The sequence below is a fragment of the Aquimarina penaris genome (assembly GCF_040786285.1).
GTDB lineage: Bacteria > Bacteroidota > Bacteroidia > Flavobacteriales > Flavobacteriaceae > Aquimarina.
In genome coordinates this window covers 213,274-233,029 of record NZ_JBFMKQ010000005.1, presented here as the reverse complement: position 1 = coordinate 233,029, position 19,756 = coordinate 213,274, and the positions used below count along the sequence as shown (strand labels likewise).

Here is a 19,756-nt window from a genome sequence, read left to right as displayed (position 1 = left end):
ACAAAGAATGAACAAATTAGCATTGCCCATTGCCATTTTGGCCCTTATCGCATCTGTAGGATCATTTTTCTTCCTGCAATCTTCATCAGACTTAGTGTATGTAGATGTCAATAAGCTATTAGAAGGCTATAAAAGAACTGCCATTGTCAAAGCAGAATTTGATGAAAAGGCTAAAACCATGAAATCTAATGTAGATAGTCTAGTTGCGAACTGGCAGGATGAGCTTAAGACGTATGAAAAAGAACGTAGCTCGATGTCTAAAAAAGAGGTAGAACTCAAACAAGAGTTATTGGCTAATAAACAACAACAGATCAATAATTACCAGCAAGCGGTACAAAAACAATTGGTCGAAGAGGATAAAAAGATCACCCAAACGGTGATTAATGATATTAATGATTTTGTAAAAGAGTATGGTAAAACTAAAGGATACAAAGTGATCTTTGGGGCTACCGGTAATGGTACGATTATGTATGGAGAAGAATCTTCTGATCTCACCGATCAGGTATTAGAAGAACTTAATGCAGAATTTGAAGGGAAATAATTCATCAACCTGTCATTCCGGCCCTTCGACTATTGCTCAGGCTAAACTAAAGGCCGGAATCCAGAATTCTATGTTCATGAATGAATCATCCAAGATTTGTAATAAAGATGTATCGAGAACTAATGGTAACAATAAGTAAACATTGAAACGAAACAAAATAAACAAAATAACAATAATTCCCCCTTCGAAGGGGGTTGGGGGGATGTTAAGAGTTGTCGTAACATTAATCGGACTATTGCTCATGACTGCTTGCTCTACCAAAACTTTTGACACCTCAGAGAAATTGATGAGTTACATACAGCAACCAGAGAATGAGTATGTGCATACTAAAACGGTGAATGGAGTAGATTTTTCAATACTCTATAAGCCTACCGATCTGTTAGTGGATCAAGAATTAACAGATGAGGTAGAGGCATCTAAAGTAGATAGTCTGCGAAATAAATATGGTAAGTATATGTATTTCACCCTATCGATGTCTAAAAACAATCAGGAGTTATTGAGTAATGTAGCAGGTAACAAACAACAGTTTGGTGCCATGGTCAACGAACTGGCATTTGGTATGGAGCAGAAAGTACATCTGTATACTCCACAAAAAGATACCATTGCCATGGCCGATTATATCTATCCCAGGATGTATGGGATGAGTGGAGCAACAACGATGCTACTAGTCTATCCCAAGGAAGAGAACATGGAGAAGGAAGAATATATCAATATCACGATAGAGGATCTGGGCTTTTATACCGGGGAGGTAAAATTTAAGATCCCAACAGAGATAATAAACAACGAGTTAAAAATAAATTTTTAAGACAGAAGCTAGAAGTCAGAGGACGGAAGAAATATAATCTTCGGATTCTGGATTTCAGTATTTCAACTCAAAAACCTTTGTTGTTATGCTCAAAAAAACACCTGACTTCGGACTTCCGGCATCAGGCACAAGAATAAAAACAACGTCAGTTCGAGTGATCCGATGCTTCGACAAGCTCAGCACGGACAGGAGGATTGTATCGAGAACTATAAAAAAAATGAATAATTGTCACACTGAGCTTGTCGAAGTGTATCGAGAACAAATAGAAACCAAAAGCAAAACACACCTGACTTCGGGCATCCGACCTCAGGCAAAATAGAAACATCAAATCATATATCTGATGAATAAAAACAGAACCAAACCATCACATCGCATTATTGCAGTGTTTTTTACACTCACTTTTTTACAAACGTTAATACCCTATAATCAGTTATGGGCTAATAATAATGGCCCTAATGCGCCTGAGGCGGCAGCTTTTGAGCCGGTAGATGCTACCGATATGGTAAATTTACTAACCGGGGATTTCTCATATGTATTACCCTTACTTAATGTACCTTCTCCAGAAGGAGGCTATCCTTTGGCACTCTCTTATCACGGAGGTATTGCACATAATCAGGAAGCTTCTTGGACTGGATTAGGATGGAACTTAAATCCAGGATCTATAAATCGAAACGTAAATGGATTTCCTGATGATTGGGGTAAAACTAAGTATAAAGAATTCTTTTATGATGCGGGTTTTGACGTTAGTAATTATAATTTTAGTGTTGGGGTGGATTTATACGGAGTAAATATTGGTATAGGTGCAGCTTGGGGTTCTCATCGATCCACATCAGGTCATGTAAGCATTGGATATGGTTATAATGGATTCAATGCTAATGTAACGATTGGAACAGATGGAGCTAGTATAGGTGTTGGGTACAACAATTTCAACGCATCTTTTGGAACTAATGGAGTTGGTATTGGATATGGTTTAGGCAAAGGAGGGATATCTCTCGGAGTAGGATTAAATTATAGTTACTCTTCAGGGGTTTCGGGAAACCTTTCTTTATCGGCGAATAGTTATTCTCCAGAGGAGGTTTCGGGAAAACTTTCTATGCCGGTGAAAGGATACTCTTTAGGCGTAAGTTTTAGTGACAAAGGAACTTCGGTAAACATCAGTAATGGGTATGGCCTATCCACAAACAACAATGGTACTACAGCTGGAGATTATGATGAGGTTGGAGAAGCGTGGTTTCAAATAGCAATACCAATTTATGCGTTTTTTATAGGTTATGGACACAGAAGAGATCACTATTCTCTTTACAAAAAAAACACATTAACAACCTCGGGTTCAGTTTACCCGTATCATGCAAACGAAACTAAACCATTCATTGATGGAACAGGATCTAGTTTTTTGATGAAAGAAAATTATTTTATGGATGTGAATGAGTTCCCTGCTTTTTCTCATAAGGACATGAGTTTGGATTATTTAGTAGAACAAGATTATAAGATTGATAAAAACAACATTTCTTTACCCGGATACGATAGTTATACAGTTACTTCTCAAGGGTTATCCGGAAGTATTACTCCTGCCAGTTACAATGAATTGAATTTAGTAGATAGAGGAAGAGGGGAAGCTAATAATGATAATATTTACACCGCTTATGTAGCTGATAATTTCGATGGATGGTTGGATCGATATAACGACTTAGGTGGATATACCAATTTCTATTTCGAAAATGAATTTAGTTCCTTTTTAAGAATTGACAAATCCAATATTTATAAAGAATCATTTGTTAATAACGCAACCGACCAAACCTTACTTAATGGTTTTAAAACTGCAAATACAAATACTTTTAGTCAAGATATTCTACCAAATGGGGATAAACTAAAATCAGGAAACAGAAAACGAACTGGAAGATATGTAGAAACCTTTACAAATAAACAAATTCGCGAGAATATAAACACATCCGGGTTTATTGAAGCCAAAAACATTCATAGAAATGTTGAAACCAACACATTTTTAGATGAAGGAATCGGAGCTTTTAGAATTACTGCACTAGATGGTAAAACATATCATTATTCTCTACCTGTATATAATTTTGAAATTTTTTATAAAAACTTTAAAAATCCATCAAACGAGGACGAAAAATTTTTCGAAATTGAGAAAACAAAACCCTATGCTACACACTGGTTACTTACTGCCATCACAGGTCCTGATTATGTAGACGTTAATACTAACGGAGAAGTCGATAAGGGAGATTATGGATATTGGGTAGAGTTTGACTATGGAAAATGGTCAGATGGTTACATTTGGAGAAGTCCTTTTAGTGAATATGAAATCCAAGAAGACAAAGAAAATCCAGATGATACTACATATTATTATTATTGGGGTAGGAAACAAATTTACTATTTAGATGCAATAACTACACGAAGCCATAAAGCTCTTTTTGTAAAGAGTTTAAGAGCTGACAATCACGGAAAATCTATTGAAAAGTATAAAGAAAAAATAGATTATTCTGAAGGACAAACTTTATATTCAACTCTAAATCATAGAACTTTTAAGAAACAGGTTGGAGATCCTGAAGAAGTAAGGTATGGACAAGAATGGGTAAGAGGAGTTCGATATAATACTCTTTTTGCTAAAGGTGGTAAAAAAGCTTCAGCAGAATACATGGACATTCCAAAAAACAGGACATTAAAATTAGACAAAATAATTTTACTTAAAAATGGAAATATAGCTATAGATAAATCTAGATCTAATAATATACCTTCATCAACAGGATACTTAAATAAATTAATCGGATTTGGAGAAAAATATGAAAATACCCAATACAGTTATATTCCTAATTCCCCTCCTGGTCATTATAACAATGCATTGTATTATGATGGACAAGTTGTTGGAATTACCTATGACTACTTTACTCCAACAACGACGCACTTCAACGTATTTCAACAACATATTTCTAATAATGTTATTGACTCTGATGATATAGTTGGATTAGACTTAGAACAAAATACAGTTCAAGTAATTGATTTTAATTATGATTATTCTTTAGCACAACAATCCCCTAATTCCTTAGCTTCTACTAAAGGGAGATTATCTCTAAAGTCTGTACGCTTTAAAGGTAAAAAAGGAATTTCTTTAATCCCCCCATACAAGTTTAGTTATGATTTACCCTATGTTACCTATAATAAAGAAAATCAAGATGAATGGGGGTATCACAAAACGTATCCACAAGCATGGAGTTTAAATGAAATCACTACACCAACCGGAGGTAAAATTAAGATTCAGCACGAACCTGATTCTTATTATTCAGAAGCTGCATATACAGCAACTGAAAAATTTGATGATATAGAAATAACTAAAACAGAAACATCAAAAATAGTTACGGCTAAATTCAATAGCGGAAACATAAATTTATTAGATTACTTTCAAGAAGGTATCGAAACAGAATTAACACTTACTGAAAAAACGTTTGGTTTTAATACAATATGCAGGTGTTGGATCCCATATTTCGATAACAAACATACTTTTAAAGTAAATATTATAAGTGTTTCTAATATTAACAAAGAACTTACTGCTGAGTTAATATTGCCAGATATTGTTAATAACCCGTTTGCTCCGTCAACTATAAATACTAGACTAAATGACTATGGTTTTACGGCTACTTCTAATAATTGTGAAAGAGTTGGTCCAGGAGACAACGTCTCTTCTTATTGCTATTTTGAACCAATACTAAAAAGTACCAAAGCGCCAAATCTTAATTATACTAATTCAAATCCGAATGGTAAAAAAGGAGGAGGTATTCGAGTTGCTAGTATTGAAGTTAAAGGCGAAAACACAACTTTAAAAACGATATATGATTATACGAATTTAGAAAACAATAATATTTCTGGTATAACTTCTTATGCTCCTTCTGAAGAACAAAAAGGAATTCCTTATGTTAGCGAACTTCCTGCGCCCTTGGTTACATATGGTAACGTAACTATGAAAAACTATGATGCGAACAACGAATTCTTAGGTAGTACTTCTTATAAATTTGATGTATTAAAACCGTATGAAGAAAACCCTGATTATATTTTCTGTTTAGGAGATTTCTTTAAAGTAAAAGAACAACAAGATGAAAACTTTTTTAATGGAGAAGTAAGAGCCAAAAAATATACTATTTATAACAAAATAAGTGATATCGGTCGAGTATTATCTGTTGCTTCTAAGAATAGAAACGGGCAATTACTAAACAAATCCGTTAGTAATTATAAGGTAGACCTTGATGATAACGGTCAGATAGGAGTTTCTCAACAATCCTATAAGAGCATTAAAAAGCTAAAAAAAGATAATGTAGAGAGTTTTTTAATAACCTCTTCCAGCAAAGTAGATTATCCAAGTGTAATAGAAAGTACAACTAATACACAAGGAGGGTTTACAAACAGTACCTATTATGACAAATATGATTTTCTAACAGGTCAAGTTACCGAAACCAGATCTTTATCTAGCGAAGGTGCAGAAATTATAACCAAAATCACTCCGGCATATCAAGTTGGAAATTATACCAATAACACCAATGGTTATAGTATGGGAGCTAAAGTAGACAACCCAACCAATAAAAACATGCTTACCCAAACCGCAGCTACTTTAACACAAATCAAAGGAGCCACAGGAGGTTGGAAAACCATCAATGCCGATATCACTACCTGGAACAACAACTGGACCTATCGCAGTGATAATGGCACCACCACTACCCCTTCTAGTGACAATGAAAAAATATGGCGTAAGCATAAAACCTTTGCCAGAAAAGGGCAACTAGATCAAGATGGAGCCTTTGCAGGATATACCGGAGATTTTGATGGTTTCAACTGGAATGATCCGGATAATCAAACCAATCGTGATTGGATCAAAACATCAACAGTAAGTCTTTACGATCATTATTCTATGCCTTTAGAATCTATAGACATCAATGGCAATAAAGCCAGTACAAAAATGGGAGATGATTTTTCTAAAGTATTTGCAGTTGCCAACGCAGGATATAATCAGATGTATTATTCTGGTGCAGAAGATCTTATAATAGGAACAAACTATTTTAGTGGTGAAGTATCAAAAGGGAGTACCGCTACCCTATCCGACACCTATCATACTGGTAGCAAAGCCTTACAAGTAGCTGCCAATGTAAAAGCATTTGCAGTACAACCAAAAGCTGGGCAATACAAAGCTTCGGTTTGGGTACATAAAAATAACAACCAAACCAATACCCGATTACGGATTGGGGGTACTACAGTAACCTACCATCCTACAGAGATTATTCCTGCTGGAGATTGGGTACAACTTAATTTCTATACAGGTGATATCGCTAATAATCAGGAAGTATACATATATAACACTTCTGGAACCGCTATATATGATGATTTCAGGTTGCTTCCTGTAGCATCATCGATGTCTAGCTATGTATATAATGAGTGGGACGAACTCACCTATATCATTGGAGCCAATAATATGGCTACGAAATACGAGTATGACGATGCCGGTAGACTAAAAAAGACCTATCATGAAGTAATGGATACTCCAGGAATAAAAGGTGGGTTTAAACTGAGTAAGGAAATCAACTATAATTATGGAACTCCTACAAGTAGCAACACAACTAATCCTAATGCACTAAGTGTAAATTTAGGTATTGGTGATCCTAATGTATCAACTACTACACTTACCGCAACTGCAAACGGTGGAAGTTATGAATACGAATATCGATGGGCGATTAGTACAAATAGCAATAGTTTTAGTTTTGGTAGTTGGACAACTTCAAATACAACTACACTTACCACTAGTTGTGGAAATGGTGGTAGACGCTATTATAAATGTGAAGTAAGGGATAAAAACTCAAGAGCTATCGTATCAGGCTCTGGAAATCATCAAAGAGGAAACTGCGGAATCGATGGTGAAGGAGATCCTATAGAAATTATTCAACAATAATCAGCTTTAAACTATAGAAAAACAATGAGAAATTTAAAATCATATATCATATTTTGTCTAGTAATGGTGGTTATTGGAACCACTAAAGCTCAAAACTTAAATTGGTATCAGAATACTGGTTTTGATGTCATCGATGCAAATACAGTATCAGGAAATGGAAACTTATTATCACTTGAAGTATTATCCGAAGAACAACCTACGGGTTACTTTGAAATTCGTAATTTCAAAGTAGATGGTAATAACCTTGCCCCTTTCGTAGAAACAAAGTTTTCCTCGGCTTCCATATTTCTATCGCAAACTGCTTCATTGAATTTATCAAGCAACAATGGTTACGCCATTACGATAGCGCTCGACACAAGAAATGATTTATTAGGAAATCGATATACGATAACCGCTAAAAAACCAGACGGAACTGAGTTAGGAAGGTTAAATGATATAGTACTCCAAACGACAGACCGCATACGTATTGAAAAAATAAGTAGCTCACAGTTGCGATTCTTTTTTAATAATCAGATTATGGCTACTGTTACGGATTCTGATTTATCTTGGAATCGTGCAGGAATAAAAAATTACAATCTTATAGAAGCTGGATCTAATGCTGGTGTTTTATCAGTATCCTACGCTCAAAACGGATTTGAAATTACTGATGACAGTTATGGTCCCTTTAACGTAACAGATACAGATAAAAACTGGGTATCTGTTAATAGTTATGGAATTACTGAAAATGTGGAGGGTAACTTTATTGGAGCCAGTGTGAGTTATTATGATAATCTTGGTAAAGGAACGCAATCCCAGTCTTTTGATCTTAAAGGGAAAAAGACCTGGGCTTCAGAAATTCGATATGATCATCAGGGAAGACCTGCTTTAAGCACGCTAACTGCTCCTATTGGGAGTGAAGGTGCTTTTACATATAAAGACGGCTTTATTAAAAAATCTGGAAATGCAGATTTTAATATTAGTGATTATGAAAAGTCTGATATTGAGAACCCTACTCCTGTAACTTCTGAATCTAATACTTTAGGTTGGTATTATAGTCAAAATAATAATAATGATCCTTATCAAGATATCACTAATAGGCCTTATTCTAGAGCAATTTATAGTGAATTAAACCCAGGAACAGCACTTAAAACTGTTGGAGGAAATAAAATGGATGAAGAATGGAAACAAGGCTATGTGTTTTCTATGCCAGCAGGGCAAGAGCTATCTAAGTCTGGAGCTTTCGGAGAAACCAAATACAACAACTATAAAATCGTAAAAACTGTAGCAAGAGATGTTCATGGAGTGGAATCTGTAATTTTTACAGATACTGATGGTAAAACCTTAGCAGCAGCAAGAAGCGGTAATGAAGAAGGAAATAATACATCAAGAGAATCTACGGTTACCATTAGCGAACAAAAATTTGTAGATATCCATATCCCCGTAGGTTTACAAGGAATAACAGTTACAAATGAAAATTTTGGAAACTTATCCAATAACCATTGGTTCGAAGTTTATAATTTAATTACGGAACAAAAAATTACTGCTCCTTTTGGAAGTTTATCTAATGGTTTTTATAGAATATCGTATGTTGCAGCGGGTGAACCTGTTATAAATGTAACCTATCCAGAAAACTATTATGATTACAGTCTTAGCCAATACGATAAAGCAGGACGATTGCTTAGTAGCAAGCAACCCTTAAAGAAAAATGATGGTACTGATCAAAAACTGGAAAGCACCTTTAAGTATGATGCCTTAGGAAGATTAACCTATTCAAAAAACCCTGATGAAGGTGATGCCTGGTTTAAGTATCGCTCTGATGGGCAAATTCGATTTTCTCAAAATAGCAAACAAAAAGCCAATGTCCAGTTTTCATACACCAATTATGACCAACTAGGAAGACCTGTAGAAAGTGGAGTATATAAAGAAAACTCATCGATTTATTTTAACTCTATAGCTTTACATAGTAGTTTAGATAATGTACATACATATCAAGAATATTTAAATGACGAGGATTTTTTGAAAAACCAATATTGTAGTGAGCGTCATATTACAACCTATGATGCATTATCGACATCAGACCTTAATTATCTAGAAACACTGGATAACAGTTATGCCACCCCTTCTTTCTTAAACGGTAATGTGGCCAAAACATGGAACGAAAACACCACTACCTATTATAGTTATGATATCTACGGTAGAGTACAATGGATTGTACAAAACATTACTGGTTTAGGAGCCAAAACTATCGATTATGAATATGACCCAGTAACCAGTCAGGTTAACCGTGTACTCTATCAAAAATACAGTACTACTGATCTTTTCATACATAAATACACTTATGATAAAAATGATTATAGCCTAACCAAAGTAGAAACCTCTACAGACGGCAGTAATTATAAAGAACATGCAGCTTATGAGTATAACGAAACTGGTGCACTGAAACAGTTAAACTTAGCAGAAGGGTTACAAAAAATTGATTACGTATATAACCTCAATGGCGCTTTAAAAAGTATCAATGATCCTACACTTGATGACACCAATAATCCTGCTCAAGACATTGATGATCTTTTTGGGATGAACCTGCATTATTATAATAATGACTATGCCCGTACAGATACCCCAAGATCTGTAGCCAACACAAGCGCTGGTATCAATCAGTATAATGGAAACATTAAATCCATTACCTGGAACACCAATAGACCTGATATAGCTAATAATCCTAATAGTTATTATTATACCTACAATAAAAACAATTGGTTAACAGGAGCTAGCTATAACCAAACGGTCAATGAAGCAGATCCAAATATCTCGCTAACTGAAACCAGAAATCAAACTGTGAGTACTACAGAAAATGTAAAAGCCAGGCAATCTATTAAATTAAGAGAAAACTTTCGTGTCACGGCGACTTCAGGGCTTACGTTTAGTGCAAAAATTACCACCGATGGTACTGTACAAGGAGATGGCGACTATAATGTATCTAATATAACCTATGATCCCAATGGTAATATCCAGTCATTACACCGTAACAAGGACACCTATCAAGGTAGTAATGCGATGGATAAATTATCATATGAGTATAAAACTGATAAACCCAATCAATTATTGCGCGTAGAAGATGCTGCGGGTGATGCAAACGGTGCAGATGATATCGATACACAAACCAATCCTGATAACTATGTATATAATGAAATAGGTCAACTAGTAGAAAATAAAGAAGAAAATATTACATATATTTACAATGCCAGTGGATTGGTGACCGAGGTACATAAAAACAACACACCTTTGGTGATGTTCTTTTACAACGACAAAAATTTTAGAGTACGCAAAGAGTCCTATAATCCTAACAATGGTAGTTTGGTCTATGCCGAGTTTTATATCAGGGATGCAGCGGGTACCGCGATGGCTATTTATAGAAAAGATGCCAATGGTACCAACCTGGTAGAAAACACCATTTATGGAGCTAGCAGATTAGGAATACATAAACCCGATGGTTCCGACTATTATCAGCTTACAGATCATCTAGGGAATGTACGTGCTGTAGTAACCAGGGATACAGATGGTACCCCTATAGCAAAAACTGCTACCGACTATTATCCCTTTGGGATGCCAATGCCTAACCGAAACTTGAAAGGAGACTACAGATACGCATATCAAGGACAAGAAGTAGATCCGGAAACTGGGAAAGAAGCGTTTCAGCTGAGATTATGGGATTCTAGGATTGGTAGATGGTTAACTACAGATCCAGCCGGGCAGTTTGATTCCCCATATTTAGGTATGGGAAACAATCCTTTGAAGTATATTGATCCTGATGGGGCAAAAATAGTAACTGAAGGATCCTGGTTTTTTAGATTACGCGTGAATTTTAGTTTATTTTTAGCCAAAACATTTTCAAAAGATGCTCGAATAATTATAAACGAGTTAGACGACTCTCCTTTTGAGCATAAAATAGTTAAGGGGTCAATTAACCTTACACAAACAAAAGGATTTAATAATATAGCAACTAATGATTCGCCTTTAGGTTATAAAAACTTTGTTGAATACGTACATAATGGAGAAACCGTTATCGATGAATATATTGGAACTGGAAAAGGAGCAGGCAGCATAATAACATGGGATACTAACGAACGTGATGGTGGATTAGATGTTTTTGGTAATAGAGCAAGACCGAAAATAATTGGATTGCTTCATGAATTAGTACATTCTTGGGATATTAACAATGGAAATATTAGAAGAAATAGAAACCATAATGGCATAAAAACTTCTGAATTAAGAGCTTCCAATTATGAAAACGTGTTCAGAGTACAATTGGGTTCCAGCTTATTTTTCAGATATATACCTTTAAGAGCAAAATATGAAGGCAAAACAATTCTTTTTAATCCTACGCATGATTTTAGAACCGGAGTTCCTCCGAATTTACCTAGGTAAATTTTTATTATTAATTTTTATTATTTTTTCTGTTTTTTCATGTAAAAGTCAATCCAAGATAGATCGCGATATTAAATGCATAGTAAGACAAATTGATAAGGAATATTTAATGAGTCTAGATGTTTCTAAAAGAGCAGAAAAAATTGCAAAAAAATTCTATGAGAATCATACAAACTATAAAGAGGATGTATTTGTTCATTGCTTTAAAGTTATAGAGAATAACAAGACTTTTTATAACATTTATTTAAGTTCAAAAGATCATCAAATAATTAATAATAAAAGTATTCATTTTTTTGAAATTGAAATAAAGGAAAACTTATTTATACTAAGAGATTATGTGGTTGAAGATGGGGCTAATTCTGTAATTTTAAAAATTAATAGAAATTTATCCATTTCAGCAGGATATTTGAGTTTAGGATATGATTTTTTTGTTAAACATTGTAAAGGTTGTGATTACTCAAAAGAATTTAATGAATTAAATGAAAACTTAAAACCATTTAAAAATTGATAATAAAGGATCGCGCGGATGTGATGGCGCGGAAATGTTCCTTAAATCCGTAAGTCTCAAGTGAAAATAAACGCTGCCGCTAGAGTGGTCGCTACCGCTACGTCTTTGACTAGTGGCGATAAAGATTGGTAACGTATGAGTAAGCAACAACAGTAAGAAATACTTTAAAAACAGTCACATCGATATGGCTGTTTTTCTATAATCAATACCCTTCTTTAATCACCAAAACTTGAAACAAAAAAGTTTATAAAGTTTAAAAAATAAGTACTGGATCTTCAACTGTATACAAATACAGAACTCAAGATATCTATTATACCCTTATTATTGTAGTGTTGAGTTTGATAGGGAAAAATAAACCAGGTGCGGATTAGGGAAAACAAAAACTGCCTCGCCGCTCGGGTATAATATGTCGCTAGTGCTAGTTTGCAACTAGTACCGTATATGAGTAAGCAACAACAGTAAGAAAAAAAGTAAAAACAGTCACATCGATCAGATGTGGCTGTTTTTTTTATCATCATCCAGTTAACAAAACATCTCGATCCAAGCTCGTACCTCACGCACTCGATGTGACATCCGGGTTACTCAAAAAAACTTCAATTTCAAAATCCTAAAACACCCTGTAAAACAACAAATTACGGGAAACCATATTCTCAAAAAAGCAACTTTTGTACTATAAAAAAACAGTGATTATAGCTAACTTCCTTATTTTCAAATAGAAGCCTTGCTCCTCACCTCTCTCATCTAATATCTTTCCAGAAATTTCCCCTACTCAAAAAGGGATATAATCCCCATACCGCAGCATTGCATTTAGCTTTAGGTTTGCCATTCTAATTATTAATCAAATAAAATATTCACACAAATGGCATTAGAAAATCTAATTAGCATTGATTTTAAGAAAGAAGAATTAAAAGAATTGGATCATCACATGACAGGTATTCAAAACATCTTCAAAGGTAAGACGGTTAACATTACTCCAGAACAAAGACGACAGTATGGTAGTATTGGTAACCACAATAAACTTATCGTAGATAAAGCCAAAAATTATATGGAGCAACACCCAGATTGGATTCCACGGTTTTTGGATAAAGAAGAGTTTGATAGAGATCATAAAACCAGAGAGCAAGTAGAGAGCCGAGCACAACTACTCAACAACTTGTCACAACAATTACTAGACACCAAAACACTGCTGGATCATGACAATTATACCAATGCACTCAGTTTTTATCGTATGATGCGCTTTTTGGCCGGAGAAAACGAACCAGGTGCTAAACCCGTGTATGAGGATATGAAAGTACTGTTTAATAAATCTACAGCAACAAGTACAGATGAAACCGAATAATAATTACAATTATTCTAGAAAAGCCGCTATACAGCGGCTTTTTTTATACACACTATTACCTCCATCAGATACCCCCTAGAGGGTGGTTCTGAACCACCCCTGACCCGGTTGCGAACCACCCCTAACCAGGTCCTGAACCCTTTTTACCCTATACCATAGTATCTCGAAGCGGTTCGAAACCCTTTCGAAGAGGTTACATAGGTATTTAGAACGGGTAATTTACCGGTTCTAACAGGTATTGAACCACTTCAAATAGGTGCAGAACCATCTCGAACCAATACAGCAACCCATTATAATGGGTATACTATTGTTTCTAATGGGTATAGAACCGCTTCGAAGCAGTAATCAACTCCCCAACCCTAAGTGATATACCAACTAAAGAGTGTACGAAACCACTTTGAATCGATCTATAACTGCATAGAACCAGTGCATAACCACCTAGACATGAATTGCGAACCTATTATAAAGAGTCTACAACCTATTTGATCTAATAACCAACTATAAAAACTTAAAAAAATAAGTTCTGGATCTGTAGGTAGTTGAAGATTCAGTACTTCCTTTTTTATTAAACCTACTATCATTGTCGCATTTAGATTATACACACAAACCATAATAAAAGTTAACATGTATTTCAATCATCATAAAAATCAATTTACTAAAATGAAAAATCAAATACTCCTAGTTTTAATTTGTTCTATAACATATTTAGGCTTCTCGCAACAAACACAATATAATGTTACCGCCGGTAATGGAAATGGTTTACGATTTTGGAACAGTGATACCTACAAGATACACATGGGTAATGCCGCCGAATATAAGTTTGGGCCTGTAACTGATTACAGTATTAAAATGAATATGAGTAATACCGCCGGAAGAGGTTGGACTTGGGGTGTGGTTGGCCAAACTCCCATTGCTGCATTAAATACTTTAGGGAATTTTCAAACAGCAGGTAGCATAAGTGGTAATACCATTAGCGGATTAAAAGGTGTTTTCGATTCTAGTAGTTTGGGAAATAATGGATGGATTCCTGTCTCTATAGGTCGTGAGTATAAAACAGATAGAAGAACTTTTGAGTTCGTTGTTGATCCTACCGATACAGGGTCTGGATATACTGCATTTGGAATAACAGATCAATCAGAAAACTTAAGACATGATTTTGTTTCTAGGAATACAGATACCTGGATAGATCTAGATGATCACAAAGGAACTCATTTCTTTAAATTAAATAGATCAGAAACGGCACCCGGCAAATTTGCCACTTATATCCATATGCCTACCTCAGATGCTAGAATCGTTATCGGACAATATGGGGGATATTTAAGTGATATGGGCTATAAATTGGTTGTAAATAATGGAGGAGCATTAGTAAATGGTGATTTAATCGCAAATGGAAATGTAGGCATTGGTACAAACGACCCTGGAGCATATAAACTTGCAGTAAATGGTAAAATTCATGCACAAGAAGTTAGAGTAGACCTGGTAGGATGGCCCGATTATGTTTTCAAAGAAAATTACTCCTTGCCTACCCTATATCAAGTAGAACAACATATTGCAGAAAAAGGTCATTTGATCAATATTCCATCTGCCAAAGAAGTTGAAAAAGATGGAGTTCAATTAGGAGAGATGAATAAAAAGCTTTTGGAAAAAATAGAAGAGCTTACCCTCTACACTATTGCTCAAGAGAAAGAATTAAAATCTCAACATGAAGCCATTAAACAACAGCTTATCATTAATCAAAAATTAGAGACTAAAAACAATACCCTCGAAGCCCGATTGTCAAAGTTAGAACGTCTTTTAATTGAAAAATAAAATCACCAATATACATTCTCTATGAAAAAGTGGTTATTTATAATATTTAGTGCAGTAACGCTAACCTCCTACGCCCAATCTTTGGATCAAAACTTTACCATGTCTATTGTTCCCAAAAAGGCCATGACTATAGATGAATTGGCAAACGTGGTAGAATTTTCTAACGGTACAATAGATAATTTGATTATCGATTTTGCGGCCAGTAATCAAACTTTTGTTGCATCACAATCCATAACCTTAGAAAACAACACTGTTCTTACACCTGATGTAACCTTGAAGATTAACGATCCTTCTACTACTAACGAGTCGGTATTTAGAGATATTACCTATTATGATGGTTTAGGAAGGTCAATACAATCGATCAATATAGGCCAAAGTCCAAATGGTAAAGATCTTGTACAGCATTATGAGTATGATCAATTCGGAAGAATTGAGAAATCATACCTCCCATTTGCAAGTACTCAAAATACCGGGAACCTGGTTAATAATCCAACGTTAGAAATTAATACCTATTACCAAACAAAATATGGAGATACCAATCCTTTTACAGAGCAACGATTTGATAATTCTCCGTTAAGCAGGGTATTAGAATCTGCAAGCCCCGGTAATGATTGGCAAATGTCTTATACAAATGACACTGATCATACCACAAAATATGACTATGACATCAACGATGCTAAACAAATAAGGTTATATGATATTGATAATTCTGGAAACCTAGTTTTAGGAATTAATTTCTACAATCCGAATGAGTTGATGAAAAATATCTCTAAAAACGAAAACTGGCAGCCGGCTGATGGTAAACTAAATACCTCAGAAGTCTATACCGATAAAAATGGTAGAATCATTGCAAAAATAAACCATATAGGTAACAATGGAAGTATAGAAGAACAAATCACTCAATATGTTTATGACTATTATGGTAGGTTAGCATATATGATGCCTCCAAAGGCTAATGGAAAAATGTTAAATAATACTCCATATGAAATTTTTGACGTGGCTATTCCATTTGACAGTTTTGTTGAAAACCCAGAACTGGTGCAATGGCGAGGATCAGGCTATATTTCTTTGCAAAGTTTTCATACAGAAGCTGGTGTCACTACAGATTACGATTTTGGAGCACAAATAAATTTTCAATTTGATGATACAAATCCTGGCAATGGAGCTTATCTAAAACTAGGAAACATCTTTACATTCCCTAACAATGGAACTATTGTCCCAGACCGTCACCTGTTCGATATTTATAATTCAAATGATAGTAGCTGGTATGAATTTTCGATAAAAAATGGAAGTATTCACAATGTTTTAAGGGCACGTAATGGCCCTGATAATGATCCTCAGGCAGCCTTTAAAGTTGCAGAAATTGATTTTGACTTTAGAGAGGTTATTCCTGCTTTGTTTTCGGTAAACACTACAACCCTTGATGAACTGGTTTATCAATTCAAATATGACGAACTTGGAAGGCAAATTGCTAAAAAAACTCCCGGTAAAGGGTGGGAATACATTGTTTATGATCAACTAGATAACCCTATCCTCATACAAGATGCGAACCTAAGGGAAGAAAACCTTTGGTTGTTTACCAAACATGATTCCTTTGGAAGAGTTGTGTATAGTGGAAAGTGTTTTAGCACTAAATCAAGAGAAAATCTGCAATTGGAAGTTGATAATTTCATTAACAATTCAACAAATTTAACAAATGTTGAGAAACGTATATCGGGTACAAATTCTATTGATGGTGTTAACATTAGTTATTCCAATAGCGCTTATCCTAAAAATGGTATTACCCAACTCTTATCCGTAAACTACTATGATGATTATAATTTTGTAGACTTAGACAAGCCTTCTCTTCCTTCAAACATAGAAGGACAATTAGTATCAGATAAAACTCAAGGATTACCTACAGCAAACTGGACAAAAACACTTGAAGAGAATTCTTGGTCTAAATCGTATACTTTTTATGATGAAAAAGGTAGAAATATTAAAATATATGAAAAAAATCATCTGGGAGGATATACTACTACGGACAACAAATTAGATTTTAGAGGAAATACTGAGAAGACTATTACTACGCATAAAAGAGTCAATAGTTCAACGCCACTTACTATTCATGACAGATATGAATATGACACCTCTGAACGCTTAATTGCCTCATACAAGAAAATAAATAATCAATCTGAGGAGCTAATTCATCGATATGAATATGATGCACTTGGAAACATTGAGAATAAAAATGTTGGTGGATTAGCCTCGTCCAACACATCATTACAACAAGTTTCCTACACATATAATATAAGAGGATGGTTAAAAGAAATCAATGATGTAGATGATATTGGTAATAAATTATTTGCTTTTAAATTAAATTATAATGATCCTATCGAAGGTACCAATGCTGAAGCAAATAGTCATTTTAATGGAAATATTACGCAAAGTATCTGGAGATCTAAGCATGATAATACAAAGAAATCATACGCTTATACCTATGATGAATTGAATAGAGTAACTAATGCAAACTATTTAATTGGTAATTCTCTTGTTAGAGAATCTAATAATGCTTTTGAGGTTCATAATATAAATTATGACACCAATGGAAATATAAAGTATTTAGACCGTAATGGACCATCCGAAATCATGGATCAATTATCTTATAATTATGGTTTATCAAATGGTAACCAATTAACTTCAATAACTGATAATGCAAATAAAACTGTAGGTTTTATAGACGGTAATATTAATGAGGATGATTATGCTTATGATGAAAATGGTAATATGATCAAAGACCTGAATAAAAACATTAGTGAGATAGCCTATAATCATCTAGATCTTATCAAAAAAGTAACTTTTAATGATGGAAAGAGTATCAACTTCACTTATGATGCTTCGGGTAGAAAACTGGCAAAAACTTTCAATACTGGAAATAACACTTATAAAACAGAGTATTTAGGAGGATTTCAATACCAGCAAAATCAATTGCAGTTCTTTCCTATGGATGAAGGCTATGTATATCAAGATAACGCTAATCTATATAAATATGTCTACACCCTTGCTGACCATTTAGGTAATAACAGGGTTACCTATAGCGATACCAATGGTGACGGTACCATAAGTAGTGCCGAGTTATTATCAAATACAGACTATTACCCTATGGGCTTAACTCAGAGTGGAGAATTTAATAGTTCTATAGCATCAGAATTTAAATATAAGTATCAAGGCAAAGAACTACAAGAAGATAATAATATAGATCTATATGATTTTGGATCCAGAATGTATGATCCCACAGTAGGTCGTTGGTTTAATACTGATCCTCAAAATCAATTTGGTAGTCCATATCTGGCTATGGGTAATAATCACGTAGCAGTAATCGATCCAAATGGAGAGTACTCTGAGGCTGTTGTGGTTGCAGGAATTATATTAGCAACTGTAGTTGGTGCAGCATATGCTGCTATTTCTACAGCAAGTAATGGTGGAGATATTTATCAATCCATAGGAGCAGGTATAAAAGGTGCAACCGTTTCAGGTTTTAGTGCAACTGTGGGAGCTGCAACCGGAGGAGCCGTAACTAGTACAGGAATTGCTTATGCAGGAACATTAGCTGCCGGAGCAAGTGCAGCCGCATCAACTACATCGGCAAACTTAATACAAGGAAATGGTGTTTTTGAAGGAGTTGAAAGTAATGTAATCGGAAGCATGGTAGGGTCTTATATAGGTGGAGGTATAGGGTCCTTTACAGGCGGAGCTATTTCTGGTGGTCTTGAGGAAGGCTTAAATGGAGGGGATTTTGGAGAAATTGCTTCTTCAGCTGGAATCTCAGGAGCACAGGCGTTAGCCACTTATTTAATATTAGAAGAACTATATTACCAAGATTATCAAAACGGTCCTAAAGCATTTGGTGATTTGACCAGAAGTGGTTATCGAAAATTTAGTACTGCTGTTCAAAGAAGTTTTGCCAGAAATCGTGAAGTACGAGGCTATTTTCTTCAAAACGGAGAAGTATCAGATCTAAAGTGGGGTTCTTCTTCTAAAGTAGACTATAACACTAGTGATAGGCCCACATATGCCAGAGCAAGTTTTCATACACATCCTAATAGAAATCAGGGCTACACTATGCCATCTATGCCTGCCGATTTTGAAGAAATATTTGCAGCTTATATTATCGCTTTTGATAAGACTGCATTTTTTGCAGATACTATCAAGCAGGTCAATTTTACGAATAGGTACAATCAAGAAGGGATTAGTTTCGCAAACGAATATTACAATTCTTTTGATCAAGTTTTTCAAAACTCAATTGGAGGAACAGGTTTAAAACCATATGTACCTTCTTTTAATCATAGTCTGAACCGAGGAAATTACTATTATAACAATTTTTAAAGAAGCTATTAAAGAAGTTACTTAAATGAAAATTAAAAAAA

The 19,756-nt window shown here is 34.7% G+C and carries 8 protein-coding genes; all 8 read left to right on the top strand.

Annotated elements, in window-relative coordinates:
* The first annotated feature begins 7 nt into the window (after positions 1-7).
* The 8 genes from ABW637_RS20635 (at position 8) to ABW637_RS20600 (ending at position 19,715) form a co-directional block, all read left to right on the top strand.
* Positions 8-541, top strand: coding sequence for an OmpH/Skp family outer membrane protein (locus ABW637_RS20635; RefSeq protein WP_367586624.1), 534 nt, complete (start codon positions 8-10; stop codon positions 539-541).
* 142 nt (positions 542-683) lie between these two features.
* Positions 684-1,346, top strand: a complete 663-nt coding sequence (locus ABW637_RS20630; protein WP_367586623.1) for a hypothetical protein — start codon at positions 684-686, stop codon at positions 1,344-1,346.
* Between the two features lie 340 nt (positions 1,347-1,686).
* Positions 1,687-7,290 (top strand): RHS repeat domain-containing protein, encoded by a 5,604-nt coding sequence (locus tag ABW637_RS20625; RefSeq protein ID WP_367586622.1) that lies wholly within the window; start codon positions 1,687-1,689, stop codon positions 7,288-7,290.
* 24 nt (positions 7,291-7,314) lie between these two features.
* Positions 7,315-11,694 (top strand): RHS repeat domain-containing protein, encoded by a 4,380-nt coding sequence (locus tag ABW637_RS20620; RefSeq protein WP_367586621.1) that lies wholly within the window; start codon positions 7,315-7,317, stop codon positions 11,692-11,694.
* The gene (locus ABW637_RS20615; RefSeq protein WP_367586620.1) at positions 11,621-12,202 is read left to right on the top strand and encodes a hypothetical protein; all 582 of its coding nucleotides are present in this window, start codon (positions 11,621-11,623) and stop codon (positions 12,200-12,202) included. The genes ABW637_RS20620 and ABW637_RS20615 overlap by 74 nt, the downstream gene beginning before the upstream one ends.
* An 859-nt stretch (positions 12,203-13,061) precedes the next feature.
* A complete protein-coding gene (locus ABW637_RS20610; protein ID WP_367586619.1) occupies positions 13,062-13,541 on the top strand; it encodes a hypothetical protein in 480 nt (159 codons plus the stop codon).
* A 660-nt stretch (positions 13,542-14,201) separates the two neighbouring features.
* Entirely contained in the window at positions 14,202-15,350 is a 1,149-nt protein-coding gene (locus ABW637_RS20605) for a hypothetical protein (protein ID WP_367586618.1), read from the top strand.
* 21 nt (positions 15,351-15,371) lie between these two features.
* A complete protein-coding gene (locus ABW637_RS20600; RefSeq protein ID WP_367586617.1) occupies positions 15,372-19,715 on the top strand; it encodes a DUF6443 domain-containing protein in 4,344 nt (1,447 codons plus the stop codon).
* Positions 19,716-19,756 lie beyond the last annotated feature (41 nt).